The organism is Aquisalimonas sp. APHAB1-3, from assembly GCF_048323695.1.
In the GTDB taxonomy this organism is placed as follows: domain Bacteria; phylum Pseudomonadota; class Gammaproteobacteria; order Nitrococcales; family Aquisalimonadaceae; genus Aquisalimonas.
In genome coordinates this window covers 106,283-128,986 of sequence record NZ_JBLWFT010000001.1, presented here as the reverse complement: position 1 = coordinate 128,986, position 22,704 = coordinate 106,283, and the positions used below count along the sequence as shown (strand labels likewise).

20 protein-coding genes are annotated in these 22,704 nt (G+C 65.9%); 5 read left to right on the top strand and 15 right to left on the bottom strand.

What is annotated here, in order from left to right; genetic code table 11:
* Window positions 1–36 precede the first annotated feature (36 nt).
* Window positions 37–1,428, top strand: coding sequence for a dipeptidase (locus ACNSTU_RS00540; protein WP_290634001.1), 1,392 nt, complete (start codon window positions 37–39; stop codon window positions 1,426–1,428).
* Window positions 1,425–3,071, top strand: a complete 1,647-nt coding sequence (locus ACNSTU_RS00535; protein WP_290633999.1) for an acyl-CoA synthetase — start codon at window positions 1,425–1,427, stop codon at window positions 3,069–3,071. The genes ACNSTU_RS00540 and ACNSTU_RS00535 overlap by 4 nt, the downstream gene beginning before the upstream one ends.
* 115 nt (window positions 3,072–3,186) lie before the next feature.
* On the opposite strand, the gene ACNSTU_RS00530 is transcribed toward ACNSTU_RS00535, so the two are convergent.
* From ACNSTU_RS00530 to ACNSTU_RS00520, 3 genes are all read right to left on the bottom strand, one after another.
* Window positions 3,187–4,197 (bottom strand): porin, encoded by a 1,011-nt coding sequence (locus ACNSTU_RS00530; RefSeq protein WP_418211991.1) that lies wholly within the window; start codon window positions 4,195–4,197, stop codon window positions 3,187–3,189.
* A gap of 185 nt (window positions 4,198–4,382) precedes the next feature.
* Window positions 4,383–6,299: an ATP-dependent DNA helicase gene (locus ACNSTU_RS00525; RefSeq protein WP_290636725.1), complete on the bottom strand. Its 1,917-nt coding sequence runs from the start codon at window positions 6,297–6,299 to the stop codon at window positions 4,383–4,385.
* A gap of 79 nt (window positions 6,300–6,378) precedes the next feature.
* A complete protein-coding gene (locus ACNSTU_RS00520; RefSeq protein WP_290633918.1) occupies window positions 6,379–6,897 on the bottom strand; it encodes a disulfide bond formation protein B in 519 nt (172 codons plus the stop codon).
* Between the two features lie 237 nt (window positions 6,898–7,134).
* Here ACNSTU_RS00520 and ACNSTU_RS00515 point away from each other — a divergent pair, with 237 nt between their 5' ends.
* Window positions 7,135–9,438, top strand: a complete 2,304-nt coding sequence (locus tag ACNSTU_RS00515) for a methyl-accepting chemotaxis protein (RefSeq protein WP_418211990.1) — start codon at window positions 7,135–7,137, stop codon at window positions 9,436–9,438.
* Here the strand turns inward: ACNSTU_RS00515 and sufU are convergent.
* From sufU to ACNSTU_RS00485, 6 genes are all read right to left on the bottom strand, one after another.
* Entirely contained in the window at window positions 9,426–9,884 is a 459-nt protein-coding gene (sufU, locus tag ACNSTU_RS00510) for a Fe-S cluster assembly sulfur transfer protein SufU (RefSeq protein ID WP_290633914.1), read from the bottom strand. The two genes, ACNSTU_RS00515 and sufU, sit on opposite strands and share 13 nt — an antisense overlap.
* Window positions 9,885–9,901: 17 nt before the next feature.
* Window positions 9,902–11,155 (bottom strand): cysteine desulfurase, encoded by a 1,254-nt coding sequence (locus tag ACNSTU_RS00505; RefSeq protein ID WP_290633912.1) that lies wholly within the window; start codon window positions 11,153–11,155, stop codon window positions 9,902–9,904.
* Window positions 11,152–12,480: a Fe-S cluster assembly protein SufD gene (sufD, locus tag ACNSTU_RS00500; protein ID WP_290633910.1), complete on the bottom strand. Its 1,329-nt coding sequence runs from the start codon at window positions 12,478–12,480 to the stop codon at window positions 11,152–11,154. The genes ACNSTU_RS00505 and sufD overlap by 4 nt, the downstream gene beginning before the upstream one ends.
* 27 nt (window positions 12,481–12,507) lie before the next feature.
* The gene (gene sufC, locus ACNSTU_RS00495) at window positions 12,508–13,266 is read right to left on the bottom strand and encodes a Fe-S cluster assembly ATPase SufC (RefSeq protein ID WP_290633908.1); all 759 of its coding nucleotides are present in this window, start codon (window positions 13,264–13,266) and stop codon (window positions 12,508–12,510) included.
* Between the two features lie 80 nt (window positions 13,267–13,346).
* Complete coding sequence (gene sufB, locus ACNSTU_RS00490) at window positions 13,347–14,816, bottom strand: Fe-S cluster assembly protein SufB (protein WP_290633906.1); 1,470 nt, start codon at window positions 14,814–14,816, stop codon at window positions 13,347–13,349.
* A gap of 13 nt (window positions 14,817–14,829) precedes the next feature.
* Window positions 14,830–15,294 carry an SUF system Fe-S cluster assembly regulator gene (locus tag ACNSTU_RS00485; RefSeq protein ID WP_290636724.1) on the bottom strand — a complete coding sequence of 155 codons (465 nt, stop codon included), beginning with the start codon at window positions 15,292–15,294 and terminating at the stop codon, window positions 14,830–14,832.
* Window positions 15,295–15,395: 101 nt separating this feature from the next.
* On the opposite strand from ACNSTU_RS00485, the gene ACNSTU_RS00480 reads away from it, so the two are divergent.
* Window positions 15,396–16,004 (top strand): SH3 domain-containing protein, encoded by a 609-nt coding sequence (locus tag ACNSTU_RS00480; RefSeq protein ID WP_290633901.1) that lies wholly within the window; start codon window positions 15,396–15,398, stop codon window positions 16,002–16,004.
* A gap of 6 nt (window positions 16,005–16,010) precedes the next feature.
* Here the strand turns inward: ACNSTU_RS00480 and ACNSTU_RS00475 are convergent, their stop codons facing one another.
* The gene (locus tag ACNSTU_RS00475) at window positions 16,011–17,357 is read right to left on the bottom strand and encodes a nucleoside recognition domain-containing protein (RefSeq protein ID WP_290633899.1); all 1,347 of its coding nucleotides are present in this window, start codon (window positions 17,355–17,357) and stop codon (window positions 16,011–16,013) included.
* 164 nt (window positions 17,358–17,521) lie between these two features.
* Here ACNSTU_RS00475 and ACNSTU_RS00470 point away from each other — a divergent pair, with 164 nt between their 5' ends.
* Window positions 17,522–17,887 (top strand): hypothetical protein, encoded by a 366-nt coding sequence (locus tag ACNSTU_RS00470; protein WP_290633897.1) that lies wholly within the window; start codon window positions 17,522–17,524, stop codon window positions 17,885–17,887.
* 10 nt (window positions 17,888–17,897) lie between these two features.
* Here the strand turns inward: ACNSTU_RS00470 and ACNSTU_RS00465 are convergent, their stop codons facing one another.
* From ACNSTU_RS00465 to ACNSTU_RS00445, 5 genes are read right to left on the bottom strand one after another with little or no spacing between them, the layout of a single operon-like run.
* A complete protein-coding gene (locus ACNSTU_RS00465; RefSeq protein WP_290636722.1) occupies window positions 17,898–18,218 on the bottom strand; it encodes a hypothetical protein in 321 nt (106 codons plus the stop codon).
* Complete coding sequence (locus tag ACNSTU_RS00460; RefSeq protein ID WP_290631398.1) at window positions 18,215–18,853, bottom strand: response regulator transcription factor; 639 nt, start codon at window positions 18,851–18,853, stop codon at window positions 18,215–18,217. The genes ACNSTU_RS00465 and ACNSTU_RS00460 overlap by 4 nt, the downstream gene beginning before the upstream one ends.
* Window positions 18,850–20,475 (bottom strand): ATP-binding protein, encoded by a 1,626-nt coding sequence (locus ACNSTU_RS00455; protein WP_418211989.1) that lies wholly within the window; start codon window positions 20,473–20,475, stop codon window positions 18,850–18,852. Before ACNSTU_RS00455 ends, ACNSTU_RS00460 begins: the two co-directional genes overlap by 4 nt.
* Before the next feature lie 44 nt (window positions 20,476–20,519).
* Window positions 20,520–21,944 (bottom strand): dihydrolipoyl dehydrogenase family protein, encoded by a 1,425-nt coding sequence (locus tag ACNSTU_RS00450; protein ID WP_418211988.1) that lies wholly within the window; start codon window positions 21,942–21,944, stop codon window positions 20,520–20,522.
* Window positions 21,928–22,635, bottom strand: a complete 708-nt coding sequence (locus ACNSTU_RS00445) for a TVP38/TMEM64 family protein (protein WP_290631404.1) — start codon at window positions 22,633–22,635, stop codon at window positions 21,928–21,930. The genes ACNSTU_RS00450 and ACNSTU_RS00445 overlap by 17 nt, the downstream gene beginning before the upstream one ends.
* Window positions 22,636–22,704: the final 69 nt, after the last annotated feature.

Genomic DNA, 22,704 nt, shown 5'->3' with positions numbered 1-22,704 from the left:
CGTCGGCACATTCCGGAAACGGCTGGAGGAGCGGGTTTGACGCAGCAGAGGAAACTGTTTTTCGCCATCATGGGTGCTCTGCTGCTCGGGGTTGGCTACATAGCCTACACCCAGTACGCCGCCGGCCTGTACTACCTGGCCGGGCAGTACGACCGCATGATGAACCCCTACGGCGTGGACGAAGACGCGCCGGAGCCGGACGCACGCGACCGGGCCCTGCATGAATCACTGTTCGTCGCGGACCTGCACATCGACACCCTGAAGTGGGAGCGCGATCTGCTGGAGCGCTCCTACTTCGGCCACGCCGACGTGCCGCGGCTGCATGAGGGTAACATCGCCCTGCAGGTGTTCACGATCGTGACCCGCAGCCCGCTGAACCTGCCCTGGCAGACCTGTGTCAGCGGCGACTCGCTCGACACCAACACCGCGCTGTTCTTCATGCAGGGGCGACCGGTGTTCGGCCTGCGGGAGCGCGCCTTCTACCAGATCGAACGCTTCCACGAAGCCGCCGAACGCTCACGGGACACCGACGGCCCGGAACTGCGCCTGATCGCCACGGCAGACGATCTGCGACAGCTGGTCGCGGACCGGGCCGTCGGCAGGGACGTGATCGGCGGCATCATCGGCATCGAAGGGGGTCACTGGATCGGCGGCGACGACGTCACCGGCGCAGACGTGCGCGCCGACATGGAAGACCTGTTCGAGGCCGGAGTGCGGCTGTTCGCCCCCACGCACCGCTTCGACAACAACCTCTCCGGCTCCAACGAGGGCTGCGAGCGCTACGGGCTCACCGACCACGGGTTTACGGCGCTGAGCACGGCGCAGGAACTGGGCATGGCGGTAGACCTGGCGCACATCTCCAGTGCCGGCCTTGCGGATGCCACCGCTTATCTGCGCCAGCCGGTCACGGTGTCGCACACGGGCATCGCGGAAGGCTGCGAGGCGCCCTGCCGGCCCGACCGCAACCTCAGTGACGACGACATCCGCCGCATCATCGATACCGACGGCGTCATCGGCATCGGCTTCTGGCCACAGGCCATCGGCCCCAGCGTCTGGCGCGTAGCCGATGCCATGCGGCATATTACCGGGATTGCGGCGGAGATGGGGGTCTCCGAGCCCAGCCGCCACGTGGCCATCGGATCGGACTACGACGGCTCCGTGACGCCGATGATCGAGGTCACCCATCTGAACGTGCTCACGGCGCTGTTACGCCGGGGTGAGGAGCCCTTCGCGGAGCACCATGTCCGTCGCATCATGGGCGCCAACACCTGCCGCCTGTTCGGCACCGTACTGCCCGGCGGCGGCACTGACACAGCGGAAGCGATCTGCGGGCCGCTCGCTCAACCGCGGCCCCTGGAATGGACTCCGGACACCGACACCGAAACACCATCATTAGAAAATGATCCGGAGGAGGACACCGAGGCATGAGCACCCCCCGAGCCACCGTGCACACAGACCAACAGCCCAACGACGTACCCCTGACGCCCCTGTCGATGCTCGACTGGGCCGTGCTGGTCTACCCCGACCATCCCGCCGTCATCCACGGTGAACGCACCACCACCTACGCCGAGTACGGCGCCCGCTGCCGGCAACTCGCCTCGGCCCTGCGCGCCCGCGGCATCGGCCCGGGGCAGACCGTGGCCACGGTGCTGCCGAACATCCCGCCCATGCTGGAGGCGCATTTCGGCGTGCCCATGGCGGGCGCCGTGCTCAACACCATCAACATCCGCCTGGATGCCCGCACCATCGGCTTCATCCTCGACCACGGCGAGGCGGATGCGCTGATTACCGATACCGAGTTCGCCCCGGTGGTGCGCGAAGCGCTGGCCCATTGTGATCGCAAACCGCTGGTAATCGACGTGGACGACCCGGAAGGCCCGGGCGGCGAGCGCCTGGGCGACCTGGACTACGAGGCGCTGGTGGCCGAAGGCGATCCGGAGTTCCGCTGGCAGTGGCCCGCCAGTGAGTGGGACAGCATCAGCCTGAACTACACCTCGGGCACCACCGGCAATCCCAAGGGTGCGCTCTACCATCACCGCGGCGCCCACCAGGGGGCCTACAGCAACATCATCGCCTGCGAGATGGGCCGCCACCCGGTCTATCTCTGGACGCTGCCCATGTTCCACTGCAACGGCTGGCGCTTTCCATGGACGCTGCCTGCGGTTGCCGGCACCAGCGTGTGCCTGCGCAAGGTGGAGCCGGCGGCCATTTTCGAAGCCATCGGCAAACACAAGGTGAGCCATTTCTGCGGGGCGCCGCTGGTGCTGAACATGCTCACCAGCGCACCGGAGGCGAACACGGCACGCTTCGATCACAGCGTCACCGCCTACGTGGGCGGTGCGGCCCCGCCGGCGGCGGTCATCGGCGCACTGGAGGGCATCGGCATCCACGTCATCCACCTCTACGGGCTCACCGAGACCTACGGCCCGTCGCACTACTGTGCCTGGAAACCGGAGTGGGACGCCCTGCCCCTGGACGAACAGGCCAGCATGGCGTCGCGGCAGGGCGTGCGGTACCTGAGCGTGGAGGAGACCATTGTCGCCGACCCGGACACCATGGCGCCCGTGCCCATGGACGGCACAACCATGGGCGAGATCATGGTGCGCGGCAACTCCATCATGACCGGCTACCTGAAGAACCCGGAGGCCACCGCGGAAGCGTTCCACGGCGGGTGGTACCACACGGGGGATCTGGCGGTCTGGCACCCGGACGGCTACCTGGAGATCCGCGACCGGGCCAAGGACGTGATCATCTCCGGGGGCGAGAACATCTCCACCATCGAGGTGGAGGACACGCTCTACAAGCACCCGGCCGTGCTGGAGTGCGCGGTGGTGGCGGCACCCAGCGACCGCTGGGGCGAGACCCCCTGCGCGGTGATCACCCTGCGGCCCGACGCCGGTGAGGTCACGCCGGCGGACATCGTCGCCTTCTGCCGCGAGCGGCTGGCCGGGTTCAAGATCCCGCGGCATGTGCTGTTCGAGGATCTGCCGAAGACGTCCACGGGGAAGATTCAGAAGTTCGTGCTGCGGGAGAAAGTCAACGCACTGACGGATGCGGAGATGGTGCGGTAGTCAGGGAGGGTCGCCCTGTTGCGTTGCAGGGTCGCGGCATCGCCGCTCCTACAGGAGTCCAGCGCCCCGTAGGAGCGGCGTCAGCCGCGATACCTCCCCATCCGTTCAGTCGGGCTCAGAAGTTGTAAACCAGCCCCGCGGCCACGCTGTGGGCGGTCTCGCCGACTGTCTCTGTGCCAGTCAAGGTGCTGGCCTGCACCCACGGCTGCCGGTCCTGACCGTCCTCGTTGTCGATCTGCGCGTAGTTCAGGTAGAAGCGCAGCTCGTCGCTGTAGTGGTAGTCGGCGCCCACGGCGATCATGTCGGCATCCTGATCGCTGTCATCGGCGCTCAGCACGTAGTACTGCCCCTTCAGGAAAATGTTCCCCACCAGTGCGTAGCGCAGACCCACACCAAAGGCATCGTCGGATGGCCGGCCGGTGGTCTGCGCCAGGGCGGTGACACGCAGGTCGGCGAGGTCGTAGGAGCCGGCTACCCGCGTGGCCTCGCGCACCCGCTCGCCGCCCTCGTTCCAGCGCTCGTGGGCGACGGCAGCGTACACCGGGCCCTGCTGATAGGTGAGCGAGGCGCTCCAGGCGTCGTCGTCGTTGCTGTCGGCGGCGTTGTCGTCGTCTCCCGTATCCACACTGTAGTGGAGGTCGACGAACACCCCGCCGAACGACGGCGTGCGGTAGGCGATCCCGTTGCGGAAGCGCTCGTCAACACCTTGACCCGTATACTCGCCGCGCACGATGTTGCGCGCGTCACCCACCTGGTTGCCGAAGAGATCCGTGCGGCTGCGCAGGGTCTTGTTGGGCGTGTCGAAGCGGCCGGCCCGCAGCAGCCCCCAGCCGCTTTCCAGGCCCACGAAGCTGTCACGGGAGGTGAAGGTCTCGTTGTTATCGGTGTCGAAGTCCACCTGCCCTTCCAGTTGCACCAGCGCACGCAGGTTCGGGCTCACGTCATGCCCGGCCCGGAAGCCGATGCGGCTGGCATTACTGGAGAGGTTGAAGGCGCTGTAGTCATCGCCGTCGTCCAGGTGGCTGAACGCCAGGTGGGCCTGACCGTAGACTTCGATATCGGCCTGGGCCGCGGTAATGCCGCTGACGCCCAGCGCGAGGGCGGCAACCAGGGGAAGGCGTTTCATGGTGTGCTCCTGTCATTCCTTATGCATGATTAGTGTTCAGGCGGGCAGTCTAGGGCGCGGTCCAGCCCTGTCGCGTTGACCCCCGTCACGATTTTCGCTGCCGCAGTTGCCACACGGCGACGGCCGCGGCGGCGATACTGGTCGCTCCGACGGAGGATGGCAACCCTACGGCGTACCCTCGCAGCCTAATCCACGCGCGCGAGAAACGCCTGGACCGTCTCCGGGTCCCGAGTTCGGCCCATGGGGGGCAGACTGTTAAGGAACAGTCGTCCGTACGATTTCCCGGTGAGGCGCGGATCGCCGATCATGAGGACGCCGTAGTCCGACGCGTCACGGATCAGGCGGCCCACCCCCTGGCGCAGGGCGATCACCGCCTGCGGGATCTGGAAATCCCGGAACGGATTGCCGCCGTGACGGCGGAGGAAATCGATCCGCGCCTGGGTGACCGGATCGGCTGGCGAGGCGAAGGGCAGGCGATCAATGATCACGGCCGACAGCGCCTCGCCCTTGACGTCAACCCCCTCCCAGAAACTTCCCGTTCCCAGCAGCACCGCGTTGCCGGCCTCGCGGAAGCGTTCCAGCAGCAGGTTCTGGGAGGCATCGCCCTGTACCAGCACGGGGTAAGGCAGACGGTCTCGCAACTGTGCAGCTGCCTGTTGCAGGGCGCGGTGGCTGGTGAACAGCACGAATGCCCGGCCGCCGCTGGCCCGGATCACCGCCTCCGCGCGCTCGATGAACGCCTCCGTGTAAAAGGCACTGTTGGGCTCAGGCATGCCGGCAGGCACATACAGCAGCGCATTGCTGGCGTAATCGAAGGGGCTGTCCACACGCAGGGTGGACGTCTCCTCGTCCAGCCCCATCCGCTCCAGAAAGTGCCCGAACCCGCCGTTGACGGACAGGGTGGCCGAGGTGAACACCCACGCTGCGGGGTGCTTTTTCATGCGCGCCTGGAACTGCTGGCCCACATCCAGCGGGGTCAACCGCAGGATGAACGCCTGCTGGTAGGTTTCGAACCACTGCACGAAGGCGTCCGTCTCGCCATCGGCGAACCGGTCGAGCAGCGACGCCATGTCCCGGGCGCGACGGTGGCAGTTCTCCAGCCCGCGACCGCGCTCGGCCAGCGTCTCCAGCACCTCGGCCAGGGCGCTTGTTGCCGCACGCAGGTGAATGAGCGCATCCGTGGCCTCATCCGCGTCACCGAGGCCACTCCACGCTGCCCGCTGGCCCGCCTCCCCCAGCGTCAGGCGGAAGTCCTGAATAGCCTTTCGCAGCACGTCGAGGCAATCGGGCAGCGCCGGCTGGTCACCGGCATCGCGCAGATACTCCGCATGGGTATCGCGGATCAGCTCCTGCAGCTGACGGCTGCTCACCGACACGCCGAAGAACTGAGCGGCCACGTCCGGCAGCTGATGCGCCTCGTCGAGGATATAGGCGTCGGCGGACGGCAGCACCTCACCGAAACCGCCCTCCTTCAAAGCCATGTCGGCCAGCAGCAGGTGGTGATTGACCACCAGCAGGTCAGCCTCCTGTGCGCGACGCCGCGCAGCCATGAGAAAGCAGTCGTCATAGAGCGGGCATTCCTGGCCGAGGCAGTTGTCCGCGGTGGACGTCGCGCGCCCCCAGATCGGCGCGTCGTTGGGGACTTCGGCCAGCTCCGAGATGTCGCCGCTATCCGTCACCGCCGCCCACTGACGGATGGCCTGCAGCTGCGCCCCGGTGCCGGGGCGGTCGAACCGGGCGTCCACCTCGGCCATGTCGGTGCGGTAAAGACAGAGGTAGTTGGTTCGACCCTTGAGCAGCGCCGTGCGCCGGGGCAAGTCCAGGGCATCCCGCAACAACGGGAGGTCCTTCTGATAGAGCTGGTCCTGCAGGGTCTTGGTGCCGGTGGAGACAATCACGCGCTTTCCGGAAAGCAGCGCCGGCAGGAGGTACGCGAAGGTCTTGCCCGTGCCGGTACCCGCCTCGGCGATCAGCGTGTCGCCGGCGTCAATCGCCTCCGCCACACCACGCCCCAGGGCCTGCTGCTCCTCGCGGGACTGGAAGCCGGGCAGAGCCCCTGCCAGCGCCCCGTCGGGACCCAGGTGGTGATCAATATCGCTCACGGAGACTCTCCCGCAGTCCGCTGGCCGGTACCGGTCGCGCACGGGATGGTACTAACCTTTCAACAGGTAAAGCCAGGTCTCAGCGCGGGCGTCGGCAGATCCAAAGCGCCCAGAGGCCGAGCAGCGCATACCCGGCCAACGTCCAGCCGGGAAGTGTCAGGCCGAAGACCTCGTGGACTTCGGCGCACTCGCCGGAGCCGGCAAGCACCATTGTGATGACTTCCGTGATCGGAAACGCATCGACCATGTAATCCAGCCCCGGACCACAGGCAGGCACCTCTTCCGGGGGCAGGCTCTGCAGCCACAGGTGGCGGCTAGCGACCCCGATGCCGGTAGCGGCAACCAGTGCCCCGAGCACGCCGTAGAAGTAGCGTCCCCAGAACGGCGCCCCGTGGAGAAAGCCAAGCAGGAAGACCACCGCGAGTGCCGCGAAGACAAGGCGCTGAACCATGCACAGCGGACAGGGCTCCATGCCACCGACGTACTCAAGCCCGTAAGCGGCTGCGAGTATCAGCAGGGTCAGGATCAGCGCAGTACCGTGACCCCAGCGCTGCCGCTGGCGCATCTGCGTTTCGGCGGTGGCAAACATTGAACGCATTCAGACGCCTCGTATTCAGGTTCGAGCGCCAGACTACCAGAAGCGTTCAAATGAAAAAGACGCAGATAGTCACAGTTTTTGACAACCAGGGGTCACTTGTCCAGATGACGCTAATCCCCGACACTCGGACGCACACGCTCAAGAATGGGCGACATTGGCCGTTACTCCGGGACGAAAAGACGCTTCCCTGTAGCGGGCGGCCTTCATCATAAGAACGTCAGGAGCGAGGAGACACCCATGCGCCTTCCCTGGATCAGCTCCCGGGTAAGACGGGAGCACGTCGCGGAGCACGATCATCGCGCGACAACGGATCATGCCGGGTTGATTGAGCGCCTGAGCGGCCATGCGGACGGGCTGCACGGGGAAATCGATCAGATTCAGCAGGAACTCGTGGCCGTCAGCGACCGCGTCGACCAGGAGGCGAAACGATTCCAGTCGCTGCTGGATCTGGGTCGGCAACTCGCGCGCACAAACGAAACCACCGAGAGCGCGGCCCGCGAGGCGCGCGAGGCCACCACCGAAGCCGATCACGCCGTGGAGGACTCCCGCGCCACACTCACCCGCTCGCTGGACGACATCACCGCCCTCACCGACGCCGTATCAGCCACAGAGCAGGAAATCGGCAACCTCGACACGGCCCTGGAAGGCGTCGGCACCGCGGCGGACTCAATCGCCACCATCGCCAAACAGACCAATCTGCTGGCCCTGAACGCCACCATCGAGGCCACCCGGGCCGGGGGCATCGGGCGTGGTTTCGCCGTGGTCGCCGAACACGTGAAGGAGCTGGCGAAACAGACCGGCCAGGCCACGGAAGAGATCAGCGGCATCCTGGGCGAGCTGCGGGAACACGCGCAGAAACTGATCGAGCGTGCGAACCATTGCACCACCCTGACCGGCACCATCCAGACCGGGACCAGCACCGTGCAGGACCTCCTGGACAACGTGGGTGGCGCCATGGCCGCCGTGGACGGCGCCTATACACGCATCAACGAATCCGTGCGCGAGATCAACAGCTCCTGCCGGGAGACCGTCGAAGGTCTCGAGGGCATGAGCGGCGAAGTGGACACCACACGCAACGCACTGACCGAGGCCCGGGACAATACCCGGCAGCTCGCCGGGTCCGCCCAGACGCTCTCGGCGGGCCTGCGGAGCGGCAACGCCGGCGGCGATGCCGAGCGCCTGATCCAGGAGACCGCCAGCACCACCGGCACACTCACCGTCTACGTCTCGGACGTCGCCGGAGCCGTCTACCAGGTGGAAGGACGGGTCGCCCACGAAGCCAGCATGCTGGAGACCTTCTCGCGCGCCACCGGGCAACTGGAGACCGCGAGTCAGTCCGTGCAGGAGGCCGCTGACGAGGCCCGGCAGAGCGCGGACTCCACGGCGGGCAGCCTCAACTCGGCCTCCGAGGACATCCACGCCACCGTTACCGACCTCCAGGACATGACCGGGCAGGTGGGGCAGATGACCACCGAGCTGTCACAGCTGCAGGACGCCCTCCAGCGGATTCACAAGGCCTCCACCAGTATCTCGGCCATCGCCAAGCAGACCAACTTCCTGGCGGTCAACGCCAGCATCGAAGCAGCCCGCGCCGGATCGCGTGGCCGCGGGTTCTCCGTGGTCGCGGAACAGGTGAGCACCCTGGCCGAGGAAACCGGCCAGGCGACCCAAAGCATCGAACAGACCCTGGAGGGGTTGTCCGGCACCGCGGCAACCCTGGCGGCGAAGGGCCGCGACGGCGCCAGCCGCGCCGAGCGCGTGCAGGCAGACTCCCGGAACATCAGCCAGGTGCTGACCACCCTGGAGCAGGCCATCCGCCAGGTGGGCGAGCAGTCCCGGCACATCCAGACCGCCACCGGCGAGATGAACGAGACCTGCAGCCGGGCAAGCCAGGAGCTCAACGAGCTGCACGGCGAAGTGGACCAGTCCGCGAGCGATCTCACCAGCGCCAACGGTCGGCTGGACACGCTACTTGGTGAAGGGCAGAAGCTGCTCAACCTCTGCAACTCCGTGGACGTGGACACCGTGGACCGCTTTTTCATCAACAAGGTGCAGGAAGGTGCCAGGGCGGCAGGAGCGGCACTGGAGGAGGCTCTCCGCGACGGGCAGCTCACGGAAGCGGACATCTTCGACCGGGACTACGCCCCCGTGCCCGACACCGATCCGCAGCAGTACATGACACGCTACGTAGAGGTCACCGACAGACTGTTTCCGGCATTCCAGGAGGAGATCCTGAACTGCCACGACAAGATCATCTCCTGCTGCGCCACCGACGATCAGGGCTACATCGGCACCCACAATCTGCACACCTCCAATCCCCAGCGCCCCGGCGACCGGGACTGGAACCTGGCGAACGCCCGTCACCGGCAGATCTACACCGACCGGACCGGACAGAGTGCAGCGAAAAACACTGAGCCCTTCCTGCTGCAGGCGTATCGGCGGAACATGGGTGAGCGGTTCGTGCTGACCAAGGACGCGTCCGCGCCCATCTACGTCCACGGCCGACACTGGGGCGGGTTCCGGTTGATCTACGTGCCCTGACCCTGCTCCGTCGAGGCAGCGGCGTCATCATCGGCCAGCGCGGCCGACAGCGACGCCCAGGGCAGGCCGGCGCACTTGAGGCGGGACGGAAACGCCCTTACCGCCAGCAGGGGCTGCAGGGTCTCCGGTACGACAGCGGTCTCGTCGCCGTCCAGGGTGCGGTTGAAGGCGTCCATGACGGCCAGTGCATCATCCACGCTCCGCCCTTCCAGGGTCGTGGTCAGCAGAGAGGCGGACGCCGTGGCGATGGCGCAGCTTTCACCCTGGAAGCCGATGGCGGCAATGACGCCATTGCGCACGTCCAGGGTCAGCTCGATGCGGTCGCCGCACAGCGGGTTATAGCCGTGTCCACGGTGGGTGGCCGGGTCCACCTCGACGAAGTTGTGCGGTTGCCGGTTATGCGCCAGGACCACATCCTGGTAGAGCTTCATCAGATCGTCAGCCATCAGTGGAGCGCACCGGGCTAGGCGAACAGTCGCCGGACCTTGTCGATGGAGGCCACCAGGCGGTCCACGTCGTCCCGGGTGTTGTACACACCGAAGGATGCCCGCGCCGTGGCGGGAATGCCGTAGCGCTGCATCACCGGTTGGGCGCAGTGGTGACCGGAGCGAATGGCAACACCGTCGTTGTCGAGAATGGTACCGATGTCGTGGGGATGGGCCTCGTCCATGACGAACGACAGCGCCCCGGCCTTGCGCTGCGCTGTGCCGATGATGCGCACACCCTCCATGGCGCCTACCCGGTCGTGGGCGTAGGCGAGCAGATCCGCCTCGTGGGCTGCGACCTTGTCCAGGCCCAGGGCCATGAGCCACTCCAGACCGGCGCCCATGCCGATGACACCGGCGATGTTGGGCGTGCCCGCCTCGAACCGCTGGGGCGGCTCGGCGAACTCCGAGCGCTCGAAACTCACCGTCTTGATCATGTCGCCGCCACCGTGCCAGGGCGGCATGGCCTCCAGCAGCGAATACCGGCCCCAGAGCACACCCACGCCGCTGGGTCCATAGGTCTTGTGACCGGAGAACACAAAGAAATCGCAGCCCAGCGCCTGGACGTCCACCGGCATGTGCGGCGCCGACTGCGCGCCGTCCAGTAGCACGGGCACGTCACGCTCGTGGGCCAGGCGAATGATCTCCTCGACCGGATTGATGGTGCCCAGGGCGTTGGAGACATGGATGATGCTCACGAACTTCGTGCGCTCGGTCAGCCGCTCGGCCACGTCGGCGAGATCGAGCTCGCCGGCGTCGGAGAACGGGACGACCACCAGTTTCGCTCCGGTGGCGTCGCACAGGAGCTGCCACGGCACGATGTTGGAGTGGTGCTCCATGGCCGTGACCAGTATCTCGTCACCCGCGCGGAGCTTCGGGCGGACGAAGCTGTTCGCCACCAGGTTAATGCCTTCGGTGGTGCCGCGGGTGAACACCACCTCGTCTTCCGAAGGCGCGTTCAGGAATCGCTGCACCGTGCCCCGCACCGCCTCGAAGGCGGTGGTGGAACGCTGCGAGAGATCGTGGACCCCGCGATGGATGTTGGCGTAGTAACTGCTGTAACAGTCGCTCACGGCATCGATCACCGCCTGCGGCTTCTGCGCGGTGGCGCCGTTGTCCAGGTAGACCAGCGGCTTGCCGTTGATCGCCTGGTGCAGGATGGGGAACTGGGCGCGGATCGCGTCCACGTCCAGCCCGGAATCGCCGTTGACCACGGGGTCCACGTTGCTCATAACAGCTTCCTCACGGCCTCCTCGCCCGGAAGCAGGGACAGCAGGGCTTCACGCTCGTACTCGCGCAGCGACTGCAGCGCCACCGATTCCAGCATTTCATTGGCGAAGGCGAATGTCAGCACGCCCCGGGCCTCCTCGTCGGAGACACCGCGGGTGCGCATGTACAGCACCGCGTCCTCGTCCAGCTCGCCCACGGTGGAGCCGTGGCCGCACTTGACGTCGTCGGCGTAGATCTCGAGCCGCGGGTTGGAGTGCGCCAGCGCCTTGGGGCTCAGCAGCAGGTTGCGGTTCTGCTGATCCGCATCGGTCTGCTGGGCATCCCGGGCCACGTGGATCATGCCGTCGAATACCGCTTCCGACTTACCTTCCAGCACGCCCTTCATGAGCTGCTGACTGGTGCAGTGATCGGCGTTGTGCCGCACCCAGGTGTGGATATCGGCAAACTGCCCGTTACGCACCAGGTACAGCCCGTTCAGGGTGGCATCGCCACCGGGGCCGTCCAGATTGACGTAGAAGTCGGTACGCACCGTACGGCCGCTGGCATGCAGCGCATGGCCGTTGATCCGGGCATCACGATCCACGGTGGCGTGAATTACGCCCAGGTGGGCACCCTGATCGCCCTCTTCCACGTGCTGGTAGAAGTTCACCTGACTGTTGGCGTCGGCAACGATCTCGGTCACCGGCGACGTCATGTAAGCCGTGCCATCGGCACCGAAATACCGCTGCACGACGGTGACTTCCGAGCTGGTCGCACCGTGGATCAGCACCCGCGGCCACGCAGCGACACTGCCCGCATCGGCCGTCATCACGTGCACCAGCTCCAGGGGCTGGGCCGGCGCGGCGCCGCTGCCCACTTCGATCACCAAGCCTTCGGTGGTGAACGCGGTGTTCAACGCCAGAAACGGGTGGGCTTCGGCGTCGGCATGCCGGGCCAGATGGGTCTCGGCGACGCCACCGGATTCCTGCAGCGCATCCGCCAGGGTCCGCACGGTGAGACCATCCGGCAGCCGGTCGAGCTGCGACCGGTCGGCGTCGAGAATGCCGTCCACGAACACGATGCGCACGGCGTCATCGACCACCGCCAGACGGCTCTGGGCGTCCTGATCCAGCTGGCCGGCAGACGCGGCCGCACGGAAGTGCTCCTGGGTCACGTGCGCCAGTTTGGTCTGTTTCCACGCTTCCACCTTGCGCGACGGAAATCCGGCCGCCTCGAACCGCTGCATGGCGGTCTCGCGGCGGGTGCCCCACCAGGTCGGCTCACTGGCGCGGTCCCGCTGCTGGAAATCCTGCAGGTAGACGCTTTTCTGTTCTGCAACTGCTTCCATTGGTTTACCCCGTTAGTCGCCGTTGGCTCAGGCGGCCGTACCTTCCTCGAACATCGCGTAGCCGGATGCTTCCAGCTCCTCGGCCAGTTCCTTGCCACCGGACTTCACGATCCTGCCATCAACCATGACGTGCACGGTGTCCGGCACGATGTAGTTCAACAGACGCTGGTAATGGGTGATCAGCAAGAAGCCGCGATCGTCGGAGCGCAGGGCGTTGACGCCGTGGGAGACCGTGCGCAGGGCGTCGATGTCGAGGCCGGAGTCGGTCTCGTCGAGGATCGCCAGGCGCGGCTCCAGGACCGCCATCTGGAAAATCTCGTTGCGCTTCTTCTCACCACCGGAGAAGCCGGCGTTCACCGGTCGCTTGAGCAGGGATTCGTCCATCTGCACCAGCTCCATGCGCTCACGCACATGCTTGAGGAACTGGGCGGCATCCACTTCCGGCTCGCCGCGGTGCTTACGGATGGCATTGGCGGCGGCCTTGAGGAAGTAGGTGTTGGAGACGCCGGGGATTTCCACCGGGTACTGGAACCCCAGGAACATGCCCTCCCGGGCGCGCTCCTCCGGCTCCATCTCCAGGATGTCCTTGCCGTCCAGCAGCACTTCGCCGCCGGTCACTTCGTAGCCCGGGTCACCGGCGATGACCTTCGCCAGGGTGCTCTTGCCCGAGCCGTTGGGGCCCATGATGGCGTGCACTTCACCGGTGTTCAGGCTCAGGTTGATGCCCTTGAGGATTTCCTCGCCTTCCACCGTGGCGTGCAGGTTACGGATTTCAAGCAATGCCATTTCCGAACTCCAGATTCACATCTATTCCGTGTACCCCGACCCCGCAGGGTCGGGCGTTCATTGACTTCTCGCCGCGAAGATCAGCCGACGCTGTCCTCCAGCGTGACCTCCAGCAGCTTCTGCGCTTCCACGGCAAACTCCATGGGCAGGGTCTTGAAGACGTCCTTGCAGAAGCCGTTGACGATCAGCGAGACGGCCTCTTCCGTGCCGATACCGCGCTGCTGGCAGTAGAACATCTGCTCGTCGCTGATCTTGGAGGTGGTCGCCTCGTGCTCCAGCTGTGCGCTCGGGTGCTGGATGTCGATGTACGGGAAGGTATGCGCCCCGCACTTGTCGCCGATCAGCATGGAGTCACACTGGGAGTAATTACGGGCACCGGACGCCGTCGGGTTCACCCGCACCAGGCCGCGGTAGGTCTGGTCCGCCTCACCGGCGGAGATGCCCTTGGCGACGATGGTGCTCTTGGTGTTCTTGCCCATGTGGATCATCTTGGTGCCGGTATCGGCCTGCTGCCGGTTCCGGGTCACCGCCACGGAGTAGAACTCACCCACGGAATCGTCGCCCTTGAGCACGCAGCTCGGGTACTTCCAGGTGATGGCCGAGCCGGTCTCCACCTGCGTCCAGGCGATCTTGGAACGTTTGCCGGCACACAGACCGCGCTTGGTCACGAAGTTGTAGATGCCGCCAACGCCGTTCTCGTCCCCCGGGTACCAGTTCTGCACCGTGGAGTACTTGATGTCGGCATCGTCCAGTGCGATCAGTTCCACCACCGCGGCGTGCAGCTGGTTCTCGTCGCGCATGGGTGCGGTGCAGCCTTCCAGGTAGGAGACCGACGCGCCCTCTTCGGCAATGATCAGCGTGCGCTCGAACTGCCCGGTATGGTTCGCGTTGATGCGGAAATACGTGGACAGCTCCATCGGACACTTCACCCCCTTGGGGATGTAGACGAACGAGCCGTCGGAGAACACCGCCGAGTTGAGCGCGGCGAAGAAGTTGTCCTTGCGCGGCACCACGGTACCCAGGTACTTCTTCACCAGCTCCGGATGATCGCGGACAGCCTCCGACATGGAGCAGAAGATAATGCCCTGCTCCTTGAGCTTCGCCTGGTAGGTGGTGCCCACGGAGACGGAGTCGAACACCGCGTCCACGGCCACTTCCGGCTTTTCCTCCTCGGGCCGCTCCACCCCCAGCAGCGCCTCGCGCTCGTGCATGGGGATGCCCAGCTTCTCGTAGGTCTCGAGCAGCTTCGGGTCCACCTCGTCCAGGCTCTTGGGCTTGGCTTTGGGCGCCGCATAGTAGGAGATGGCCTGGAAGTCCACCGGCGGAAAGCGCACTTTCTGCCAGTCGGGGTGCTCCATCTCCAGCCAGCCGCGGTAGGCCTCGAGACGCCACTCCAGCATCCACTCCGGTTCTTCCTTCTTGGCCGAAATGAACCGGACGATGTCCTCGTTCAGCCCCGGCGGGGCATACTCCTGTTCGATGTCGGTGACAAACCCGTACTCATAGCCTTTCCGGGTCACCTGCTCGATGGTTTCATTACTCGCAGACATTGACACGCTCCGCTCAGCTGACTGCCGATTTGATCCGGATGTCGATGCCCCGGAGGCTGGGATGCTCCGGTGACAGCGGTTCACTCATATCCTTGATGCTCACCCCTTCCAGGGCCTGGTAGAACGCATCGTTGATGCGCGACCAGTTACTGCTGATGGCACAATACGGACTATACTGACAGGCCTGGCCGCCGCCCTCGATGCAATCGGTTAGAGCGATGGGCCCTTCGATGGCACGCACGACCTGGGCGATGGAAATCGACTCCGCCGGCCGTGCCAGGCTGTAGCCACCCTTGGCGCCGCGGTGGGATTCCAGCAACTGGCACCGCACGAGCTGCTTGAGGATCTTGCTCACCATTGCCGGTGGCAGACCCCTCTGTTCCGCGAGCCAAGCGGCGCTGAACCGTTCGCCGGGGCGACCGGCCATCAGCCCGAGAATTGCGGTGGCGTAGTCGGTTTCCCGATTGATCCGTATCATGTGGGTTAGTTTACAGGAAACAGGACCATTTTGGTACACATTCAAACCGGCAGCCGGACGACCGATCCGCCTGCGGTATCAAGTACGTGGACGAATCATTGATGAGCACTTACCGCCACGCCGCGTGGACGCTGCTGCTGGCCGCCGGGGTTGCCGCCGCGGCGCCGGGCGACCTATGGGAAGTGCAGAGCTATTCGTCCAACTTCCGCTCCGGTCCGGGCACCGAGCACGGCGTGGTCACCCAGGGCGATCGCGGAGATGTGGTGATGGAGCTCCAGCGTGAGGGCGAATGGCTGCACGTGTCCTACAACCGCTCCGGCAGCACCGCGTGGGCCCATGAGAGCCTCGTGGATCAGCTCACCGTACCCGCCGGCGAAGCAGAGGACTCCCCCAACTTCGACGGTTTCGCCAGCACGTTCGATCCGGATGATCCGGAGAACCAGTTCGGCGCCCCCGCCTACTTCAGCAACCCGGTGCACAAGGAGTTCGGTGTGGTGCGCGTGGACGCCGTGAACGGCTTTTTCAGCCTGGACGACGCCATTCGCGACAGCCATCTGGAGAGCCTGCTGCGCCTGTGGGTCACCGCTGACAACTCCGGGCTTCCGGGAACCCTGGTGGTCCGCGAAGCCGACGGCGGGGCCGCCCGGCTCATCCACAGTGATTACCGTGGCAATCACGACCTCCAGGCGCCGGAGCCGCCGGCGGAATAACGGTCGTCACAGGAACAGCCACAGGCAGATCGCCACGGCAGCCATTACCGCCACCACATCCGCCGTAAGCGCCGCCGCCAGGGTATGCCGGATGCGCCGGATCTGAACGGCGCCGAAATAGACGGCGATAACGTAGAAGGTGGTCTCGGTGGAGCCCTGAAGGGTAGTCACCAGCAGCCCGGTGTAGCTGTCGGGGCCGATGGCCGGGTCGTTGATGATGGACGCCATGATGCCGTAGGCGCCGGAGCCGGACAACGGACGCAGCAGCGCCATGGGCAGCGCTTCCGCCGGCAGGCCCAGCCGCTCGGTGAAGGCGCCGACCCAGCCCACCATCGCCTCCATTGCGCCACTGGCGCGGAACATGCCCACGGCCACGAGGATGGCCACCAGGTAGGGGATGATCCGCACCGCCACCTGAAACCCCTCCTTCGCCCCCTCCACGAACACTTCGTAGATGCGCACGCCGCAGATCACCCCGTAGAGCAGAAAGAACACGATCAGCCCCGGGATGATCCACGGCGCAATCGCCCGGCCGTAGAGGATGCTGAGCGGGATCAGGCTCAGCAGACCCGTTAGAAACAGATACGACACCCACACCGGATAGCCTGTGGCGGACTCCGCTGCCGCCCGGGTCATGGCCGGATCGTCGGCCTGCTCCCGGTCGCCGCCGTCGGACGCACCCGCTTCCCGGGCATCCCCGGCCGTCATGGTCACGGGCTCGGGCGCGGCCGGCGGCCGGCTGAGACGCTGGAACGCCTTGGCCGCGACCACGGCCGCCACGGTCGCGCAGGCAGTGGCGAACAGCGTGGACGGCAGGATTGCCGCCGGCTCGGCCGAACCAGAGGCGGCACGCAACGCAATCACCCCGGTGGGCAGCAGGGTGATGCTGGAGGTGTTGATGGCAAGAAACAGCGCCATGCTGTTGGTGGCGGTGCCGGGGTGCGGGTTGAGCTTCTCCAGCTCCTGCATGGCGCGGATGCCGAACGGTGTCGCGGCATTCCCCAGTCCCAGCGCGTTGGCGGACATGTTGAGGATCATCGCGCCCATGGCCGGGTGATCCGGCGGCACATCGGGAAACAGGCGCGTCATGAGCGGACGGATGAGGCGCGCCAGCACGGTGAGCATGCCGCCCGCTTCGGCGACCTTCATCAGCCCGAGGAACAGGGTCATCACGCCGATCAGCCCGATCGCCAGCTCCACCGCTCCGCCAGCGGACTCCACCACCGCCTCGGACAGGCCCGCCATGGGCGAGATCTCATCTGGGTCGTCCGGATCCACAGGCGTGTACTGCAGCTGATGCCATGCGGCGGTCACGAAGGCCACCAGCACGATCACCAGAAAGACAACGTTCATGGGCGCTCTCCATCGCCACGGCAAGGCGGACACGGCACTCTCAGCCGCCATGCCCGCGCGGTCAAGCCCGCCGGGGCGCAGGGGTGGACCGGGCCGCCAGTTGCGTTCATCCTATGCGCTCTTCGAATGTCCGACCCATCCAGATAGCAGAGGGGAATCGACGCATGATGCGGGTGACGGGTTTCATCGTCTTCGCGGCTGCCGTGCTGATTGCACTGGTGTTCGTGGTGATCGCCAGTTTCAACCGCATGCCCGAGCCTTACGCCAGCTGTGTGGATCAGCACCGGGAGCGCCCTGACATCGCCCTGGGGCAGATCTACGACATCGATCTGGTGCTGGATGAAGACCGCTCCAGCGTCGAGGACGGCGAACACGACGGCATCGGCTACCGCATCGTCACGGCCCGCGTCGATCCCGCGTCGCGCGCCGCCGGCCGCGGCGAGACCCTGACCTGCTACGAGGTGGACGGCCACGGCAGCATCGTGCTGGACGAGGAGACCTTCCGCAATATGGTGGGATTGGACGACTGACCGCACCGGATCAGTGGCGAGCGTCGCGAACGCAACGGTACGGCATCAACGCCAGGTAGGGTGCGATCAGAGGCCCGCCACAGCGGTCACAGATGAGCTCGCGCCCCCCAAGCCATCGCCTGTAGGTCAACAGCGCGCGCACAGCCTCCACTGCGGACGCGACGGCAAGCACGAAACCGGCACCCGAAAACAGGACAGCGGGCAGGGACAGCGTCTCCGGGTCCGGCATCAGCAGGTAGCCGGTCACCCCGAGCACCGTCCCCAGTATCAACAGAATGCCGGCAGGCGCCAGCATGCGGTTCACAAGACGTGAATGGTCATGCCACATCATGCAAGCCAATCGTTGTAGTGCGAGCTGGACAGAACCATACGAACCATATCGGAACTGTTACGCGCCCCGATCTTCGCCAGCACGTGCGCACGATGTACCTCCACAGTGCGCACACTCACGCCCAGATCGTCGGCGATGAGCTTGTTCAGTTTGCCCGCGAGCATGCCCTCCATCACCTCTTTCTCCCGGGGCGTGAGCTGTTCCAGACGCTCGTCAATGGCAGCGCGCTCCCGGGCCTGCTCCGACTGGCGCGCATCCATGGCGAGTCCGGCTCTGACTTTCTCCAGCAGGACCTCGTCGCGGAAGGGTTTCTCCAGAAAGTCCAGCGCTCCCGCCTGCACCGCACGGACAGCCAGGGGGATGTCGCCATGACCGGAGATGAAGACCACCGGCATGGTCACGCCGCGCGCATGCAGCGCCTCCAGCAACTGCAAGCCGTCCATCTCCGGCAGGCGCACATCGAGGACGAGGCAGCCCCGGCTGCGCCCGCTGACTTCGCCAAGTAACGCATCGGGCTCCGCGAAAACGCCGGCGCTCAACCCATCGCTCTCGAGCAGAAACGCGATGGCGTCACGGACATCCGCGTCGTCATCGACCACGTAGATCAAGGGTTCCTGGCCGTCGGGTGCACTCACTCTTCGCCCCCACGGTACAGCGGCAGTGTCACACGGAAGTGGGCACCCGCCCCTGGTTCATTGGACACGCTGATCCGGCCGTGGTCCGCCTCAATGATGGACCGGGCGATGGCAAGCCCGAGACCGGTGCCACCACGCCGCCGGGTTGCAAATGGCTCGAACAGCGATCCGTCCCCGGGATCCGCAAGCCCGGGGCCACCGTCGATCACCGACAGCACTGCGGTCCCGGCTTCACCATTGGCCGTGGTGCGCAAGGTTACCCAGCGCTGCACCGTGTTACCCCCTTCGTCCACTGCCTCCAGCGCATTCTGCACGAGATTGACCACGACCTGCTGAACCCCGAGCCAGTCCACCGATACCGGCACTTCCTGCTCGGACAGCCTGAGGCGGAGTTCAACCATTCGCCGGCGGAACTCCGGGCGCAACAACTCCACCGCTTCCATCACCAGCACGTTGATGTCTGCCGGTCCCGTCTCCGACTCGCCCCGCGCCAGGAACCGCCGCGTGCGGCGAACGATGTCGGACGCACGGTCAGCCGTCGCCACGATGCGCTCCAGTGGCTCGCGAAGCTGCTCGGGTGTCGCTCCACGGGCCAGCATGCGGTTCGTCCCCTGGGCATAACTGCTCAAGGCGCACAAGGGCTGGTTGATCTCATGGGCGATACCTGTCGCCAGCGTACTCATGGCGTTGATGCGCCCGGCCCGCGCCAGCGCCTGCAGGTGCTCATGAGCCTGTGCCTCCGCCGCCATGCGCTCGGCGCGGATTGCGGCCAGCACCATGCCGGTGGCCACCAGCATGGCAAGCTGCGCGTGCAGGGAGAGCAGGTCCGGCGCCATGCCCATGTTGGCAAACGGCCCCTTGTTCATGCCCGTGCAGTGGATCGCCACGGCGCTGGTTAGCGCAACCGTTGCCATGACCACCCAGGGCGGCAGCGTCAGGGCGACCAGCATGACCAGGGGGAACACTGCGTACGACAACGGCAGACTGATGGGTTGTGGAATCCAGCTCGCATAGATGAAGAACGTCACCAGAGGAACCAGAACCAAGGCTGCCACAACGCCCAGGGTCTGATGCACGGGCAGCGGGCGGATGTGCAGACTGACCACCAACGGCGCAATCAGCACCACACCCATGGTGTCGGCCAGCCAGCACAGAAGCACGGTGCCAAGGAGATCGCCGGACAACCCCACGGCAACCAGCGCCCCGGACGTGCCGCTCGCCAGCGCCGTCACCCCGACGCCCACGCCCACCAGCTTGTACAGCTCCGACAACGAGGCCAGATCGCCCCGCAACCCGAGAAACCGCAGCAACGCCGCTCCGATGACAGCGCTGGCGCCATCACCCAGGGCCAGCGACAGGCCGTCCGCGACGGCCGCGCCAAGAGACACGTGGGCAACCAGAGCAGCCGCCACAACGGTTACAGCGAGGGCGTATCCGAAGCGCCAGATGACCGCCATCGCCAGCCCAACGGCCGGCCAGATCAGCGGCACGCCGGAGGCGTCGAACGTGTACTGTGACGCCCAGAACGCCAGAGCCAGGTACCCGACGAACGTCAACACGTGGGGAGCGAGGCCCCTGCCCGCGTGCGAGCGCACCTCGCTCACGACCCCTGCCGCCTGCATGGCGACCACCTCCCGGCACCTGGCACCACGGCGGGCCGTGGCGCTCACGGCACCAGCCGCTGAATCCAGCCCACCACGCGGCGCGTCATGGGGGAATAGAGCCGATCCGCATAGAGCGTATTCACCGCACGGCGATGGATCTGGGCTAGCGTCGGATAGGCGTGCACGGCACCGGAGAGGTGCTTGACCTTGATCCGCGCCTGCATGGCCAGCACCAGCTCGTGGACCAGCTCGCCCGCATGGGGCCCGAGGATGGATGCGCCCAGGATCCGGCCACGGTGGATCACCATCTTGAGCAGCCCCGTCGTATTGCCTTCGGCCAGCGCACGGTCCACATCGCCGAAGCGAAACCGCGCAATCTGTATATCATACCCCTGCTCCCGTGCTGCCGCTTCGGTGAGGCCGACATGTGCCAGTTCAGGCGCGGTATAGGTCACCCAGGGGATCACGCGGTAATCGGCCCTTTTCGGCAGCCGGAAGACCACGTTGGCAATCACCACGCCGGCCTGATACTCGGCCACGTGGGTAAAAGGGTACGGGCCGCACACGTCGCCCACCGCGAAGATGTGCTTCACGTTGGTGCGCATGCGCGCATCCACGATGATGCCGCTCTTCTCCACCTGAACGCCGGCGTTCTCAAGCGCCAGCGTATCGGTGTTGGGCTGGCGGCCCGCCGCCACCAGAATTCTGTCCACGTCGACGGTCTGGTCGTCATCGCCCTTGCGACAGGTCAGTCGATAGCCACCCCCGTGCCGGGCCACGGAGGTGACGGCGGTACCCGTGCGCATGTCCAGGCCTTCGTCGGCAAGCACGCGCTCGAGTTCCGCCGTGATCTCTGGATCTTCCCGCGCAAGGATACGATCCGCCATCTCCAGGACGGTGACCTGACTGCCCAGGCGGGAGAACGACTGGGCGAGTTCCAGTCCGATGGGGCCACCGCCGAGCACGGCGAGCCGTGCCGGGAGCTCACGCTGCCGGAAGACGGTCTCGTTGGTCCAGTAGTCGGCTTCGGCGAGCCCAGGTACCGGCGGCATGGCGGGGCGCGATCCGGTGGCAACCAGAATGCGTCGCCCACGCAGGCTCCGGTCACCGACGGCAACGGTGTGAGCATCCACGAATCGCCCTTCACCGAAGATCACATCCACTCCGTACGAACGGAACCGGTCCGGGTCGTCATGCGCCTGTATACCCGCCACCACGCTCGCGACACGATCCATGACCGCACCGAGATCGGTGGGCCCTATGGACGCATTGACGCCGAAACGCGTCGCATCACCAGCGAGGTGGGCAACTTCCGCAGAGCGGATCAAGGTCTTGCTCGGCACACAACCGTAGTGAAGGCAATCACCTCCGAGATTGTCGCCCCGCTCCACCAGCGCCACACTGAGCCCGAGCTGCCCTGCGACGCTGGCGGTCACAAGACCACCGACGCCGCCCCCAATGACAACCAGATCAAACGTTTCGGTCATTGTTCTGCTCACCCGCTGTCGCTGTGGCCGAGTCCGACGCCGCTTCGACATCCAGGGTCGGATCATTCTTGAATCGCCTGATCAGTCGCGGCAGGAAGATCACCGCGGCCAGCAGGCCGAGGGCGATCAGCACCGCGTTGATGCCGCTGCGCCCGCCGGCCACCGTTTCGGCACCCGCATGCCCGATCCAGGTATAGGCGAAGGCGCCGGGGGCCATGCAGATGAAGGTGGCAATGGCGTAGGGCACGAACCCGATGCGGGTCAGCCCGAGAGCATAGTTGAGCAGGTTGAACGGAAAGATCGGCACCAGCCGCGTGAACGCCACGAACCGCCAGCCCTCGCGCTCCACGCCGACGATCAGTTTCTTCAGCCGCCCGCCGGTGTAGGCAGCCACCAGATCCGAGGCGGCATAGCGTGCCACCAGGAACGCCAGCATCGCACCGACCGTTGCCCCCAGGAGGCTGTAGACGGTGCCGAAAATCGGCCCGAAGAGCACGCCACCGGCAATGGTAAAGACCAGGCCGGGCAGGAAAGCCACCGTTGCAACCGCATAGGCCGCCATGAAGGCGAACGGCGCCATCATGCCGAGGTCGTCCAGGCGACGCTGCAGCATGCCCGGGCTCAGCTCGCCCCGGAACTGATAGCCGACGATCAGCAGCCCGGCCACAGCCAGGCCGAGCGCGATGCGCATGATGAGTTTTCCGTTTCCTGCCATGTCGAGCAGCCCTGTCGAGTATGGATACGCCGTGAGTGTGCCCGC